The following is a 14,597-nucleotide window of genomic DNA, read 5'->3' as shown; positions in this document are numbered from 1 at the left end:
TAATTACTTTATTTGCATTTTACTACCCCCTCCCATGATTGTCAAGAGTAAATTCAAAAAATATGTAATTTTTCTGATTAGTTTTACATTCATACAATTCAGCCCACAAAAATAAGCCGAAAACTGCTTTACAGCAGTTCTCGACTCCCTTCTCAAAAAATAATTATACTATTTTCTTGCGTTCAAATTTCTGATGTAATAGAACAGGTATTGCTGTGCAAACCCTCCAAGGGCTCCAAAGTGCTCGTCAGCATATGCTTTCATGGCTCCATGATTTTTTTCATCAATTCCATAGAGTCCGCTCATCACCCTTGCCACCCAGACATCAATAGGAAAGCTGCCCGTCTCCCCCATGCCAAAGAGAGCAATGCAGCTTGCAACTTTAGGTCCTACTCCGCAAAGAGCTGACAAATCCTCTACATTCTCAGGCATTCCTTTCTGACATACAATTTTTGCAGTTTCAATCAGATATTTCGCTCTATATCCCAGCTTCACCGGCGCCAAATCTTCCACCGTTACCAACGCCAGTTTTTCTGGAGTTGGCAAATCATACCATGCCCTTCCCTCAAAGACACCGACCGGCTCTCCAAGCAGCTCCGCAAGCCCCTCTATACAGCCCTTAATCCGCGGAATGTTATTGTTCTGTGAAATAATAAAAGAAACAATAGTTTCCCACAAATCCTGATTCAGAATTCGGATTCCCCAGCCAAATTTGACTGCCTTTCTCATGACTTTATCACCACGACAAAGCTTTCGTTTGAGTTTCCCATAGTCTCTGTCTAAATCCAGATATTGACTCCAGAAATTTTCAAAATCTGCTTCCGTACAGTTGCTTATCTGCAGTCTGCCGCTGCCGCCTTCCGCTTCCCCTTCATATGGCTCAAAGGCAATATTTGCAATTCTCCCTCCGGCAACACCAGTATAAGAGCCGTCCTCCTGCCGCTGCCACCGAAAGCACTGCCCGCATTCAAAGACATGCACAGGGAAAAAATCTTCAACGTCTTCTATTGTATATATTCTCTGTTCCATATTCTACTCGATCCATCTGACTTCTACATTGACCTTAACCACGTTAAATGCCGTCATGTACTCCACCGTCTCAGCCAGTTTCTGCTGAAACTCTATGGCGCTTTCCCATATCAGCGCCTGCGCCGATGCCGCTACAGCAATATCAATAATCAAATTATCCGGCGCCGTATTTTCATAAATCTTTAAAACTCTTGAAATCCCTTCTGACTCACCTGCTACACAGTCTGCAATATCCTTCATTACCGAGTCGGAAATAAAAAATTCTCCCATATAGCTGAACGTCGGTCTCACCACTGTCTTTTCCGGTTCCTGAATTTTCCCGCCGATTCCGCGCAAAATCCGAAGAGGATCCAGAAAATATCCGGCAAAATCACGTTTCAGCTGCAGAGTCGGTGCCGGAATGACGTGTTTTCCAAGCATATTCCTCTGCCTGTTTGCCGTCTCCCTTTCCTCTTCTGTAGTAATATCTTCAATATAAATTCGTTGACTGACAGCAGGCAGACCCAGCCTTGCTACAATCTTGTCCGTCATTTTGTCGCTGGTTCCAATAATTAAGATGGATTTCGGCTCCATCTCCCGAATCCGGTCTGCCACCGTCTGCGCATGTTTGTCCAGAGTAAACAACGCCGTCTTAATGGCGCCTACCATAGTTTTTTGGCGCTTTGCAGAAATCCCCGCCTCCACGCGATTTTTATAAATAAAAAGCCCATCATCAATGATACTTTCAATATTTCTCGCCTTACACAGATGAATCGCCTGATAGGATTTTCCTGTTCCACTTTTCCCCGTCAAAGTATAAACTTTCATCTTTACTATTACTTGCCCTTCTGTTATAATGGTACTGATTTAAAAAATGTCTTATAAGGAGGATAATATCATGGCTTATAAAATTACAGATGCTTGCATCAGCTGTGGCGCATGTGCTGCAGAATGTCCTGTAGAAGCTATCTCCGAAGGCGAAGGTACATATGTAATCGACGCAGACAAATGCATCGATTGCGGCGCTTGCGCTGGTGCTTGCCCGGTAGATGCTCCGGTAGAAGGTTAATCGAAAACTAACCAAACTGATAAGGCTGTACCCAAAAGGGACAGCCTTATTTTCTTTTCCATGAAACAGCCGCCTTACTCTTCTCTTTCTTTCTCCTTTAGCGCTGTTTTCTTTTTCTGAATGTCGTTCATGTGATATGCTAAAGAGTGAAGGCTGTCAGAAAGATGTACATTTTCCAGCGCCACATGCTTTGGTACTTCAATATCTGTCGGCGCAAAATTCCAAATCCCCTTTACACCGGCGAAAGAAAGCTTGTCCGCCACCTCCTGCGCATTTTCTCTGCTGACACAGATGATTCCAATATCAATTTCTTCCTCTTCAACAAATTCTACAATATTTTCGTAGTCCATAATTTCCATTCCGTCAAGGTCTTTTCCTATCAGTGTTGGATTGATCTCAAAAACACCGTATACTTTAAATCCCTGCTTATGAAAATGGGTATATTTTGCAATTGCCTGTCCCAGATTGCCCGCCCCCATGATAACCATGCGGTACTCTTTATCCAGGCCTAAAATTGCGCTGATTTCGTCATAAAGCCCTTCTACGCTATAGCCGTAGCCCTGCTGTCCAAAACCGCCAAAGTTATTTAAGTCCTGACGAATCTGAGATGCTGTATAACCAATCAGATTGCTGAATTCTTTGGAGGAAATCTTTTCTACACCCTTTTTCTTAAGTTCAATGAGATAACGTCTGTATCTTGGCAGTCTCTTGATGACTGCGTTGGAAATCTTTGCATTTTTCATTTGACTAATCACCCTCTCTCAAATCATAGCAGTTTTCTTATGTTATTACAAAAAAGCCCGCCATAGGCTGACGGGTTTTCCATTGTTATTCCTGTTCACAATTTTCTTCAACATATCTTACTAAATCGCCTACTAACTGGAACTTCTCTGCATCTTCGTCAGCAATCTCGATATCAAACTCATCTTCGATTGCCATAATAATTTCTACAGCGTCCAGAGAATCAGCCTCGAGATCCTTCATCATATTGGTATCCATCGTTACCATAGATTCTTCTACATCCAGCTGATCCATAATAATAGATCTAATTTTATCAAAAGTCATAACCAACCTCCATTTGTCGTTACATAATTACAGAATTTATTATAGTAGACTGCCCTATGTAATGCAAGAAAAATTTTGGAATTTCTTAGTTTTTTACTCCAATTCCATCCATTTTTCGTATGCATCCGCAAGCTCAGCCTGATATTTCTCGTTCTCCTCCGTTAATTCTGCCAAATACTGATGATTTGTCAGATTCGCTTCATCACACATTTTCAGCTCATTTTCTGAAATCGCATTCTCCAGCTTTGCAATCAATACCTCAAGCCGTTCCTTTTCTCTGGCAATGCGGCGTTCCTCCGCCTCCTGCTTCTTCTTTAATGCCCGTTCTTCGGCAGCACTCAGCTTTTGATCCTCTTCCTTGTTTAAAACCGGCTGTGCCTCCTTGTGACTCATTTCTTTGAGATACTTTTTTCCGCTTTCCAGGGACGCCTTTTTTTCCACGTAATAATCATATGTACCAAGGTACTCTGTTAGTCCGGTCTTTTCCAGTTCTAAAATTCTAGTCGGAATTTTGTTAAGGAAGTATCGGTCATGAGATACAACGATAATCGTGCCAGGGTAATCCAAAAGTGCCTCTTCAAAGACCTCCTTAGAATCGATATCAAGATGATTCGTCGGTTCATCCAGAATCAGTACGTTAGCGCCGCTCATCATCAGTTTCAAAAGCGCCAGACGCGCTTTTTCTCCGCCGGAAAGAGAGCCCACCTGTAAAAATACCTGGTCGTTTTTAAATAAAAACCTTCCCAAAATAGAGCGTATTTCCGCATCTTTATACAGGCGATAGGAATCATGCACTTCGTCCATGACTGTGGCGCTGTCATCGAGCAGAAGCTGCCCCTGATCGTAGTAGCCAAATGCTACGTTATGGCCGATTTTCAGGTATCCGTCACTGGGAGAAAGCTCTTCCATCAGAATCCTAAGAAGTGTAGTCTTTCCCACACCGTTAGGTCCCACGATACAAATTCGCTCGCCCCGCTTGATATCAAAATTCACGTTGGCAAACAGGTCTTTTCGGCTGGCGCCAAATCCAAAGGACTTTGCCAGATTTTCACCATAGAGCACATCGTTTCCGCTCTGGTACTCCTGGCGGAAACGAATCTTCATCTTACCCTGCTCCGCTTCCGGACGCTCCAGCCGTTCCAAATGTTCCAAACGCTTTTCTCTGGAAGCCGCACGCTTAGCAAGCTTTTCCGTTCCCCGCTCTTTAAACCTGCGAATCATATCCTCCTGCCTGCGAATTTCGGTCTGCTGCTTATTATATGCACGCATCTCCGCTTCCCGCAGGGCTCTTTTTTTCTCCGCAAAAGCAGAGTAGTTGCCGTCGTAGCACCTAAGCTTATGGTGAGACACCTCAAAGATCCGGTTGGTCATCTGGTCCAGAAAATACCGGTCGTGGGAAACCATGACAATAGTCCCCTTATATCCCTTCAGATACTGTTCCAGCCACTTTAAAGTACCGATATCCAAATGGTTGGTCGGCTCATCCAAAAACAAAATGTCCGGTTTTTCAAGAAGCAGACACGCCAAAGCAAGGCGGGTTCTCTCACCACCAGAAAGAGTGCTGATCTTTTTGTCGTAGTACTCCGATCCAAACGCCATGCTGTTGAGAATGCCGTACATCTCACTCTTGTAGGCATAGCCGCCTTCATTTGCAAAAGCATCCTGCAGCTTTGCATACTGGTTCATCACGCAGCCGGCGGACGCCCCCATCTCGCTGATTTTCACGGAAAGCTCCGTCAGCTCCTGTTCCATCTCCTCGATGGGCTTAAAAATCTTCCGCACTTCCTCCAGCACTGTAGACTCCGTGTCGAAGTTATTTTTTTGTTTCAAATAGCCTATAGTTGCGCTTTGGGAGAGAAAAAACTGTCCGCCGTCAGCAGAAAGCTCCCCCGATAAAATATTCAAAAGGGTAGTCTTGCCAGCGCCGTTAGCGCCCACAATACCCACTCTGTCTCCTTCATTGATGTGGAAGGAAACCCCTTCCAAAATAGTATCCACGCCATAGGTCTTCGTAATATCTTTTGCTGATAAAACAATCATGTCATTACTCTCCTATCGCCAGTTAAATTGCCATGCTCGGATCCGCGTCCATATACAGGTCGCAAGCTCCGAACGCCTTGTATTTATAGTATGCAGCGCAGGCAATCATTGCTGCATTGTCAGTGCACAAAATCGGCTGGGGAATGTACAGACTCACCCCTGCGTCGTCACAAGCCTTCTGTAAATCCTGCCGCAGCTTAGAATTTGCCGCAACACCCCCTGCCAGCACTAGTTTATCCTGTTTTCTTTCCTTTACTGCTTCCATCGTCTTTGCCACGATTACATCAACGACTGCTGCCTGAAAGCTCGCCGCCACATCCGGCACAGAAATCTCCCGTCCCGCCTGCCGCTCTGTATTCAAATAGTTCAGCACTGCTGTCTTCAGACCGCTGAAACTGAAATCCAGACTGCCTTTTTCCAGAAAAACCCTTTTAAAAGCAATCGCATCCGGATTTCCCTCCTTCGCCACTTTATCGATTTTCGGACCACCTGGATAGCCGAGACCGATGACTCTAGCCACTTTATCATAAGCCTCACCCACTGCATCATCTCTGGTGCCGCCCAGCACTGTACAGCAGTTATAGTCCGTCATCTCCACAATATTGGTATGTCCGCCCGATACGATGAGACACATAAAAGGCGGTGCAAGCTGTGGATAAGCAATGAAATTAGCACTGATATGCCCATGCATGTGATTGACCCCCACCAGCGGAATATCTCTGGCTAAGGCAATTGCCTTAGCTGTTGCCACTCCCATGAGAAGCGCGCCGATCAGCCCAGGACCGTTGGTCACACCGATCAGGTCAATGTCGGAAAGGCTGACGCCCGCCTCAGCCAGCGCCTGATCGATGACGCCGTTGATATTCTCAAGATGATGGCGAGATGCAATCTCAGGCACCACACCACCGAAAGCCGTATGAATATCAATTTGTGATGAAATAATATTGCTGAGCACCTTCCTGCCGTCCGCCAAGATTGCCACCGATGTTTCATCACAGCTGGACTCAATGCCCATGGTCAAAAATGTTCCGTCTTTCATTACTCTTCCTCTAATTTCTATTCCAACATCACTTTACCATGCAGCGGTCGTCATGTCCAAGGTGCCTGCAGTTCTCACAGGACTGGTAGTCCGCCATGGTAAACGTGTCAAAGTCGTATCTGCGTTCAAATCTGTTGCAATGGGTGCAGATTTCCATCAAATCCCCATATCTGTCAATGTCGTCATAAGGTAAATTCTGTTCCATGCTGTTTTCCTCCTTATTACCTGGTTACCGGTATTTTTACCGTCTCCGGGAGGAAATATACAAGGGTTTATCTGCGCCACATAATGATGGCATCTTCTCCGTTATCCTCATAATAACCTTTGCGAAGTCCCTCCTCCGCAAATCCAAATTTCTTATATAGCCCGATGGCAGGCGCATTGCTTGCCCTCACTTCCAAGGTGTGCGCCTTAACACCCTGTTTGCCTGTCACATCAATCATAGTTCCTATCAGCGCCATGCCGATATGTTTTCTGCGAAAGTCCGGTGACACGGCGACATTGGTTATGTGTCCCTCATCCACGATAGACCATACGCCTACATAACCGACAACTCTGCTGTCCACCTCCGCTACGATATAAAGCGACAGAGGATTTTCCGAAAGCTCGTAAGCAAGAGACTCTCTGGACCAGGGAACCGCAAAACACTGCTGCTCCAAAAGCTCCATCTGATCCACATCTGAGGGCACGCCTTTTCTCAAAATCAGCTCTGCCATCTCTTACCTCGCCTTAAAGCGCGCCATCTTCGCCGCACGCTCTTTCTCCAGAGTTCCGTCCTTCAGCTTCTGTTCTGCTTCTGTCGCCCGCATATATTCAGGCAGAAGCTGGGCAAAAGGCAGTATCTCCCCCGCCTTAAACTTTTCCAGTGCGCAAAGTGCCGTCATGGACGCCAGCTGATATCTTTCTTCTTTGTCGGCAAATGCAACTTGCACTGCGCCATACTTTTTCGCCATATCCGCCGCAAAAGCAGCAAGCTCCTTCTCATAAGCGTCAATGCCGTCGCCGTAAACTTTTACGCTCATCGCCTGCGGCATACCGCAGGGAAGTTCACTGCGCTGCGCCTCTAAATATCGGTCCAGCGCCTCAAAACAATCCGTCAGCATATAGGGTCCGCTCTTTAAAATATCTGCGCCATTTTCATCATAAATGCCGCCATATACCTGTCCTCTTCGTGCATTGAAAAGAACCATGACAGCAGCACTTCCGTCACACTTTGTCTTGAAAGAATCCAAAGTCGGCACCGAGACAGCCGGAATGGAAAGAGCCTGGCAAATAGCCCGCGCCGAGGCCACACCGATTCGAATGCCCGTAAAAGAACCCGGTCCAACCGAAGCGGCAACTGCCGCAAGATCTGATTTTGCAGCACCCTTTTCATCAAGGAGCGCCTGCGCCATCGGCATTAAATCCTTCAGATGGTTCATTTCTTCCGCAGAAATTTTGCAGAAAACTTCTCCCTTTTCATCTATAAGAGCCGCTGAGCCCTTTGGACCTGTGGTCTCGATTGCTAAAATGTACATTGATAAATCCGCTCTCCTTCGTTTTCGCCATACTCGATGAAAATACACAAGGTCTCATCAGGTAAAATCTCTGCTACCTGATCCGCCCATTCCAAAATGGATACACCCTGTCCATAAAAGTATTCCTCTGCGCCGATATCAAACAGCTGCGCGGCGCTTTCAAGGCGGTACACGTCAAAATGATACAAGGGCATTCTGCCGGAGTAATACTCTTTGACAATTGTAAAAGTAGGGCTTGTGAGCATTTCTCTCACCCCAAGCCCTTCTGCTATGTATTTTGTTAACGTCGTCTTTCCCGTGCCCAGATTGCCAATCAGTGCAATGACAGTGCCCGGTTTTAGGCTCTTCGCAAGTTCATAGCCAAAAGCCTTCGTATCCGCTTCGTTTCTGATAATAATTTCTCTCATAATTTCCTCAAAGGCTTTACGCTTTGTGCAAAAATCCCGAAATCCGCTTATATACAAGAAAAGTGACGATTGCATTAAGCCCCGCCTTTAAAATATTAAAAGGAATAATGACAGGAATTAACATACCCACAACCACCTTTGTCGGCACGCCCATAAACGCCGGCGTCACAAAATAATTAAACACTACCATAGCAGCTACCGTTACTAAAACACCTGCTACCAGTGCAATTACAGCCTCTTTCTTGGTTTTTTTGTGCCTGTACAGACAGCCTGCAACGATGACAAAAAGTCCCGTAGCCAGCATGTGCATGAGAAATCCATACACGCCGGAGCCGCCCAGCATAAAAGCCTGAATCAGACTGACAATTAAAGTTACCAAAAGACCTGCAATTGGTCCAAAGGCAAAGGTTGTGATATAAATTGGAATATCGGCTGGGTCATACTCCAAAAACGGTGCTGGCGGAAATGGGATTCTGATTAAAAGTACCAGAACACAAGATAATACCACCATCATGGCAAGCTTCGCAAGCTGTGCCGTCGTTAATTTATTCTTCATTCTTCCTCCGTAAATGTAAAATCTTCCTGCGTCAGCTGATAAATCGCCTCCGCATAAATCTTTGTCATAGTCATAAAGCGATCTATGGAAATACGTTCGTCTTTCTGGTGCATGCGGTCTTCATCCCCCGGAAAAATTCCGCCGAAAGCAATGATGTTCTTTGCCGCTTTGGCATAAGTACCGCCGCCGATGACGATAGGCTTGCTTTCTGTATCGCCAGTATGCTTCTGATAAATGCCCACTAAAGTCTTTATCATCGGACTGTCCGGCGCCATATAGACAGACGGTTTTCCAGAAACTTTAATCAGCCCCATGTCGTATTCATTCAGTGTTGGCAAAATTCCTTCGTAGACCTGCTCTTCTGTTACTGTGACCGGATATCTTACATTGATATTTAAAGTGATAGAGCCTTTGTCATAGTGCACAAGACCCACATTCAATGTCAGCTTGCCCGACTGCGCATCTTCAAATCCGCAGCCAAGGTTCTTACCGTTGACATCAAAACCGATGTATCTCCGATAAAAATCAAAAAATACATTGAGTTCATCGCTGGAAAAGTTCAGATTTCCTAAAAACTCCATCATGACGGAAATAGCATTCACGCCTGCCTGCGGATATGCCCCGTGCGCAGACTTTCCTTCTACGGTTATTTCTAAGGACTTTCCAACACCCTTGGTATTGACCTTAAATCCTCTTTCTGTGCGGAAAGCTGCAGCCAGTTCTTTAATCTGACTGTAGGTTTCAGAACTGTCACTGTTTACCACCGCTCTGGCTTTTTCTGCCACCATGTTGGTTGCACTGCCTCCGTTTAAGCTGCGCAAAGTCAAACCGCCGGACTGTTTCGGAAGCTTTCTGGCAATCTCAAAGACCATCATGCCCTTTTCGCCGTTGAGCGCAGGAAAATCCGCATCCGGTGTAAATCCGTAATCCGGCATCGGTTGACGGGCGAAATAGTATTCCATGCCTTTCCATTCGGTTTCTTCATCCAGCCCTACAATCAGCCGCACTTTCTTTGCCGGCTCATAGCCCGCATCTTTCAGCGCCTTCATGGCATAAAGGGCTGCCACCATAGGTCCCTTGTCATCTAGGGTTCCCCGTCCATAAATGTATCCGTCCGATACCGCTGCACTATAAGGTGCAAAACTCCAGCCCTCGCCTTCGGGCACCACATCCAGATGCCCTAGAATTCCAACGGTTTCCGTCCCCTGACCGAAGTCCACGTGCCCGCCATAGTTATCTATATTTTGGGTTTCAAAGCCCAGTTCTTTCGCTTTTTTTAAAAAACACGCAAAAGCATCCTGTACACCTTCCCCAAAGGGAAAAAGTTCTCCCTCTCTGGTAGTCACAGGATCTGAAACGACACTTTTGATAGACACAAGGTCTTGCAGCGTTTCAATCTGCAAGTCCTTGTTTAGGTCTATATTTTTGATATAATCCATTAGTCTACTGCTTCCACTCCGGCAATTTCTGGATAGCTTTCCTTCAGAACCTTTTCTACGATTCCTTTTAAAGTCATTCTTGCACCAGGGCAGCCAGCGCAGTGTCCCTGCAGTCTTACTTTTACAATGTTGTCTGCAGTCAGTTCTACGAATTCAATATCTCCGCCGTCTCTCTGCAGAATTGGTCTGATTGTATTCAGCGCATCTTTAATCTTCTGTTCCATTTAAAAAATCTCCTTTATATTAAATTTAATTGTTTAACTAGACTATTTTACGGTATAAATTGAGACAAATCTGTCTTCCTGTATCACATCAATATTGATTGCCTTCTTAGGTTCTCCACTTTCATTAAAAGAAATGTCTCCCGAAGCCCCTCCAAAATTTTCCGTCATCAAAAGTGCATCTTTCACTTTGGTGCCGCTTACATCGCCGGCCTGCTCAATAGCCTGTACTGCAAGCATATATGCATCAAATCCCAGCGCTACGGCCTCAGGCGCCTCATCCTTGCCATAGGCTTTTTTGTATGCGGCAAGAAACTCCTCATAAAGTGAACCCGTCACAGTTTCGACCTCTGCACCGTCTGCCGTCTCTGCTGTAAAATCTGCAGCAACAGCTATGGTAATCTGCGGATATTTCTGCTGCAGTTTAATCAAGTCGTCACTGTGCCAATCCTTTGGTCCGATAAAGGTTACTGCATTAATACCCGCTTTATCTGCTGCGTCAAACATTTTTTCTGCATAAGACAGAGAAACCGGCATAAAAATCGCCTGTGCGCCTGAAGCTTTCAGTCGCTCTGCGAACTTTTCGCAAGTTTTTACGTCCTGCGGAAGTTCTATGCTTTCTATAATACAGTCTTCATCGTCTGTCAGCTTTTCAAGTCTGGCAGAAAACTGGCTGACCATCTCTGTGGAGGTATCCTCATCGCGCACCTTCACGACTGCTGCCTGTTTTAACTGAAGTGCGCTAAACACATACTCCGCCAAGGCTCTGCCTTGACTGGCATCTGTAAATGATACTCTGAAATAGTACGAATTATTGGCAGTAATCAGCGGATTAGTCGCCGTAACTGCAATTGCCGGAATTTGCTTCTCGCCAAGTTTCTGGCTTGCAATCAGCGATACTGCATCCCCATAGCTTCCGAGCACTATAGCCGGCTGCTTCTCTATCAAAGCATCTACTGCGGTTTCTGCCGCATAAATGTTGCTCTGTGTATCAGCATAAATCAGTTCGACTTTCTTTCCTGCTATCTCAGGCACCAGATTGTGCGCCAATTCGATTCCCTGTATTTCCAAGTCGCCCATTGGACTGTCATTTCCCGTCTGCGGCTCCAAAACACCGATTCTTATCGTGTCGGCAGCCTGTCCTTCTTTTTCAAAAAAAGCTTCTTTAAAATTTTGATATGTGCTGCAGCTTGTCATAAAAAAAACGGCACAAACCAATCCCGCCGTCAAAGCCGCAAGTCTTGTTCTTCTCATAGATTCCCCTCTTCTACCCGAAAGTCTGAGTGTTTACATGGGTACACTTCATTATACTATATTTGAAACAATTGTAAACCTTTTTTGTGTGAAGCTCCCGTGTTAAAGGCATGAAAATCCGATTGAGAAGGACACTTAACCTAAATTGCGATTATTGAAAAAAAGTGTATAAGAGACTTCTCCTGAGACTTCGTGAATCTTGCATTTCATGCAAGATTTCAGATGAATTCATAAAAAACCCACGCAAAATGCAAAACTTAAACAAAACAATAGGGCTAAATATCTGTAAGAACAATCATTAAGCAAATTTTTTCAAATGTGGTTATACATTTTTTTAGCATTTTTTATTTCTCGGTTAAGAATTACCGGTTCCCCTTATACACTTTTTCTAAAAAAGTCTGTTTTAGGTTAAGCCTTTGTACTGATAAACCATCTTTCAGAGAATCAGTTTTTTCATGCACTTACCGCCCACATATATTATTAAAAAAAAAAAAAAACGTATTCGACAGAATTTTCTAATTACAGACAAACTTCGAAGTTGACAAGGAAAACAATGCAAGATATACTTGCCTTGCGAAAACTTACTCTCATCAAACGAAAGGATAACCATGAAAAAAAAATTCATCTGCATGTTTCTCATGCTCGCTTTAACCCTGGGAATGACTTCTGTTTTTGCCTTTGCGGATACAGGTTCGACATATAGTACTGGCGCTGTGGTCTTTAGTACAAAAAGAGTTAGTGATACCAAAGCACAAGCTAGCGTTGCCGTTGCTTTCTCTGCTATCCCTACCTCATATACTGTTACCATCACTCTACAAAAAAAATCCGGTAGCAGTTGGGTAACTGCTACCGATGTTACTGGTAATACCATCAAGTATACCGGCTCCAAAAAATCCAACGTATTAACATATGATGAATGGACCGTAAAAAAGGGTATTGTCTATAGAATTAAATGTGTTAGCATTGATAAATATAACGAAATTCAATATTCAAGTACTAGCTATTCCGATCCTTTTTAATTACCTATTTAATCATCTCTCTAGCCCACTCGCAATTAATTTGAATTCTTCATCTGACAGATTTCCTAAAATAGTATATAAAACCCCATCATCCATCAAATAGCCGCTTTTCATTTCATCTTCTTTTATTCGTAATTCAGAACCATTTTCCAGTTCAAGTGTCCTATCATAATTCTTAATCATTTTAGTATTTCCTCCGACAAATTGTGATAGTTGAAGTAATTCTCCCTTATTGTTAAATGTATAAGCATATACTTCTAATATCTCTGTTACCTGAACATTTAATGCCTCAAATTCATACCCTTCCGGAACATACTGCGGTATCAAAAGCTGCGGGTATTTCTTTTTCACACCATCAACCTTCTTCCAGTCATCAACGATGATGCTTTCCTCACCTGCATTTTCTCCTGGTTCGCCTCGACCTTCTTTCACAATGGTATTATTGCCCTCTTCTGTAGTAATCGGACCGTTTTTCCCAGCAATTGCAGCATCCGGCACCAGCAAGTTCATTGCACTAAAAGTACCTGCGCAAACAATCACAACACAGGATATCGCAGCCATATACTTTCTCTTTCTAGCCCTACTCCTTTCCTTGGCAGCTGTGACCCAGCCTTCCAACACCTCTGCGTCTAGTTTTGTCTTCTTCTCGTGTCTCTTCAGTGCCGCTCCTATCTCCTCCATAAACTTCTGCTCGTTCTTCTTCAGGTTTTCTCTCTCTTCTCGTTTCATGCTTTCCCTCACTTATCATTTTCTCCAGTTCTTTTTTCGCTCTGCGTTCTATCGTTTTCACCGAATTGTAATTCATCTTTAAAAGCTTTGCTATCTCCACCATGCTCAATTCCGATACATAGCGGAGTCTGATTATTTCCGGCGCTAGCGGCTTCAGACTATTTACCATTTCAAAGATGTCTTCATCGCTGAAGTCTATCTTTGACGCATATTCTTCTGCGCTAATCCTGTCAAGCTCCTGCTCACAGGACTCGTACAAAAGCTCTTTGTCTTCTCGCCTTTTACTTTTCCTTCCGATTCGTCCCGCTTTTCTCATGGCAATTTTATACAACCAAGAATCCATGCTCTCTATGTCCCGCAGCTGATGCAAATGTAAATAAGCTGCAACAAACACTTCCTGCACAACATCATCTCTGTCGCTGTCTGCCACACCAAAGTGATAAGTTAATCCCAGTATCTTGTCATATTTCTCACAAAGTACTGCTCTTCTTTCTGAAAGTTCTTTTTCTGTCAACTCTCCTTCTCGCTTTCTTTTGTTTCTCGCTAAATAGCGGTTCCTCTAGTGTATCTCTTTTTTGCCACTTTGAAAAGGAACTCTCAGGGTACTTTTTGAAATTTCGACAATTTTTTTTGCGAAAAAAGGAGTTTTATCGATAGAATAAAAAAATCCGCACCATTTTAATGTAAATATAAGGCAATAGTGCAAGACAAAATCAAAGAGGTCATCTCACATTGGAGTAAAAAAATCCAGATCAAATGCCGGGATGCAGTTCAATCTGATTTAATATGATTGATATGTAATAGCCTGTGCTGCAGAGAAACCGGCGCGCCATAATCTCAAGATTTTTTTGGATATCCGGCGTTCACCCCATGAAAACCGCCATCTTCTAAGCGTTTTTTTGTATACATGGCGCCAGCCATCCGTCAAACGCCATATTGGGACTCATTTTCTAAAAAACCGGCGCGCACCTGCTGCCTGATACCCACTTTTTTGATATTTTACTGTAGGACGCTAAAGTTTTTCCGACTATCTGTCTGTATTCTGTTCTGCCGCCGCCATTTTTTCTAAAAAAGCTTTTCTACATGGCACTTTCTCATAGGTCCGCGCCATGTATACAGAAATCAAGTCCAAAAGTGGCACGAGGGCAAATTATGGGCATATCTCGATTCTTTTTCTATTAGATTAACTGCTTAAAGAGGGCGCTGACCCAAAGAGCGAAAAATCCCGGCATTT

Annotated in this window: 18 protein-coding genes; 2 read left to right on the top strand and 16 right to left on the bottom strand. The window is 44.2% G+C overall.

Annotated features, from left to right (window positions below; genetic code table 11):
* Positions 1-168 precede the first annotated feature (168 nt).
* Both NFR88_RS12295 and NFR88_RS12290 read right to left on the bottom strand, forming a co-directional pair.
* The gene (locus tag NFR88_RS12295; RefSeq protein ID WP_251616348.1) at positions 169-1,029 is read right to left on the bottom strand and encodes a DNA-3-methyladenine glycosylase family protein; all 861 of its coding nucleotides are present in this window, start codon (positions 1,027-1,029) and stop codon (positions 169-171) included.
* A 3-nt stretch (positions 1,030-1,032) separates the two neighbouring features.
* Positions 1,033-1,836 carry an Asp23/Gls24 family envelope stress response protein gene (locus NFR88_RS12290; protein ID WP_251616344.1) on the bottom strand — a complete coding sequence of 268 codons (804 nt, stop codon included), beginning with the start codon at positions 1,834-1,836 and terminating at the stop codon, positions 1,033-1,035.
* A 70-nt stretch (positions 1,837-1,906) separates the two neighbouring features.
* On the opposite strand from NFR88_RS12290, the gene NFR88_RS12285 reads away from it, so the two are divergent.
* On the top strand, positions 1,907-2,077 hold the full coding sequence (locus NFR88_RS12285; protein WP_160203164.1) for a DUF362 domain-containing protein: 171 nt from the start codon (positions 1,907-1,909) through the stop codon (positions 2,075-2,077).
* Between the two features lie 74 nt (positions 2,078-2,151).
* On the opposite strand, the gene NFR88_RS12280 is transcribed toward NFR88_RS12285, so the two are convergent.
* The 12 genes from NFR88_RS12280 to NFR88_RS12225 all read right to left on the bottom strand — a co-directional run bounded on the left by NFR88_RS12280 (position 2,152) and on the right by NFR88_RS12225 (position 11,615).
* The gene (locus NFR88_RS12280; protein ID WP_160203163.1) at positions 2,152-2,820 is read right to left on the bottom strand and encodes a redox-sensing transcriptional repressor Rex; all 669 of its coding nucleotides are present in this window, start codon (positions 2,818-2,820) and stop codon (positions 2,152-2,154) included.
* 85 nt (positions 2,821-2,905) lie between these two features.
* Positions 2,906-3,142, bottom strand: a complete 237-nt coding sequence (gene acpP / locus NFR88_RS12275; protein WP_160203162.1) for an acyl carrier protein — start codon at positions 3,140-3,142, stop codon at positions 2,906-2,908.
* A 93-nt stretch (positions 3,143-3,235) separates the two neighbouring features.
* Entirely contained in the window at positions 3,236-5,182 is a 1,947-nt protein-coding gene (gene abc-f, locus NFR88_RS12270; protein ID WP_251616341.1) for a ribosomal protection-like ABC-F family protein, read from the bottom strand.
* Positions 5,183-5,204: 22 nt separating this feature from the next.
* Positions 5,205-6,221, bottom strand: a complete 1,017-nt coding sequence (gene tsaD / locus NFR88_RS12265) for a tRNA (adenosine(37)-N6)-threonylcarbamoyltransferase complex transferase subunit TsaD (protein ID WP_251616338.1) — start codon at positions 6,219-6,221, stop codon at positions 5,205-5,207.
* Between the two features lie 28 nt (positions 6,222-6,249).
* Positions 6,250-6,426: a hypothetical protein gene (locus tag NFR88_RS12260; RefSeq protein WP_160203159.1), complete on the bottom strand. Its 177-nt coding sequence runs from the start codon at positions 6,424-6,426 to the stop codon at positions 6,250-6,252.
* A 67-nt stretch (positions 6,427-6,493) separates the two neighbouring features.
* Positions 6,494-6,937: a ribosomal protein S18-alanine N-acetyltransferase gene (rimI, locus tag NFR88_RS12255; protein ID WP_251616336.1), complete on the bottom strand. Its 444-nt coding sequence runs from the start codon at positions 6,935-6,937 to the stop codon at positions 6,494-6,496.
* Positions 6,938-6,940: 3 nt separating this feature from the next.
* Entirely contained in the window at positions 6,941-7,738 is a 798-nt protein-coding gene (tsaB, locus tag NFR88_RS12250) for a tRNA (adenosine(37)-N6)-threonylcarbamoyltransferase complex dimerization subunit type 1 TsaB (protein ID WP_251616334.1), read from the bottom strand.
* Positions 7,726-8,145 (bottom strand): tRNA (adenosine(37)-N6)-threonylcarbamoyltransferase complex ATPase subunit type 1 TsaE, encoded by a 420-nt coding sequence (tsaE, locus tag NFR88_RS12245; RefSeq protein ID WP_160203156.1) that lies wholly within the window; start codon positions 8,143-8,145, stop codon positions 7,726-7,728. The genes tsaB and tsaE overlap by 13 nt, the downstream gene beginning before the upstream one ends.
* Before the next feature lie 16 nt (positions 8,146-8,161).
* Positions 8,162-8,701, bottom strand: coding sequence for an ECF transporter S component (locus NFR88_RS12240; protein ID WP_160203155.1), 540 nt, complete (start codon positions 8,699-8,701; stop codon positions 8,162-8,164).
* Entirely contained in the window at positions 8,698-10,140 is a 1,443-nt protein-coding gene (pepV, locus tag NFR88_RS12235; protein ID WP_251616332.1) for a dipeptidase PepV, read from the bottom strand. The genes NFR88_RS12240 and pepV overlap by 4 nt, the downstream gene beginning before the upstream one ends.
* The gene (locus tag NFR88_RS12230) at positions 10,140-10,364 is read right to left on the bottom strand and encodes a NifU family protein (protein WP_160203153.1); all 225 of its coding nucleotides are present in this window, start codon (positions 10,362-10,364) and stop codon (positions 10,140-10,142) included. Before NFR88_RS12230 ends, pepV begins: the two co-directional genes overlap by 1 nt.
* Before the next feature lie 42 nt (positions 10,365-10,406).
* Positions 10,407-11,615 (bottom strand): ABC transporter substrate-binding protein, encoded by a 1,209-nt coding sequence (locus NFR88_RS12225; RefSeq protein WP_251616330.1) that lies wholly within the window; start codon positions 11,613-11,615, stop codon positions 10,407-10,409.
* Between the two features lie 608 nt (positions 11,616-12,223).
* On the opposite strand from NFR88_RS12225, the gene NFR88_RS12220 reads away from it, so the two are divergent.
* Positions 12,224-12,634 carry a hypothetical protein gene (locus tag NFR88_RS12220; protein ID WP_251616329.1) on the top strand — a complete coding sequence of 137 codons (411 nt, stop codon included), beginning with the start codon at positions 12,224-12,226 and terminating at the stop codon, positions 12,632-12,634.
* Positions 12,635-12,646: 12 nt separating this feature from the next.
* On the opposite strand, the gene NFR88_RS12215 is transcribed toward NFR88_RS12220, so the two are convergent.
* Together NFR88_RS12215 and NFR88_RS12210 are read right to left on the bottom strand one after the other, a co-directional pair.
* Entirely contained in the window at positions 12,647-13,195 is a 549-nt protein-coding gene (locus tag NFR88_RS12215) for a DUF4367 domain-containing protein (protein WP_251616328.1), read from the bottom strand.
* Between the two features lie 19 nt (positions 13,196-13,214).
* On the bottom strand, positions 13,215-13,877 hold the full coding sequence (locus NFR88_RS12210) for an RNA polymerase sigma factor (protein ID WP_251616327.1): 663 nt from the start codon (positions 13,875-13,877) through the stop codon (positions 13,215-13,217).
* Positions 13,878-14,597 lie beyond the last annotated feature (720 nt).

The sequence above is a fragment of the Senimuribacter intestinalis genome (genome assembly GCF_943192965.1).
Classification (GTDB): Bacteria; Bacillota; Clostridia; order Peptostreptococcales; family Anaerovoracaceae; genus Senimuribacter; species Senimuribacter intestinalis.
The sequence above is the reverse complement of the archived record's forward strand: the minus strand, read 5'-3'. Positions and strand labels throughout refer to the sequence as shown.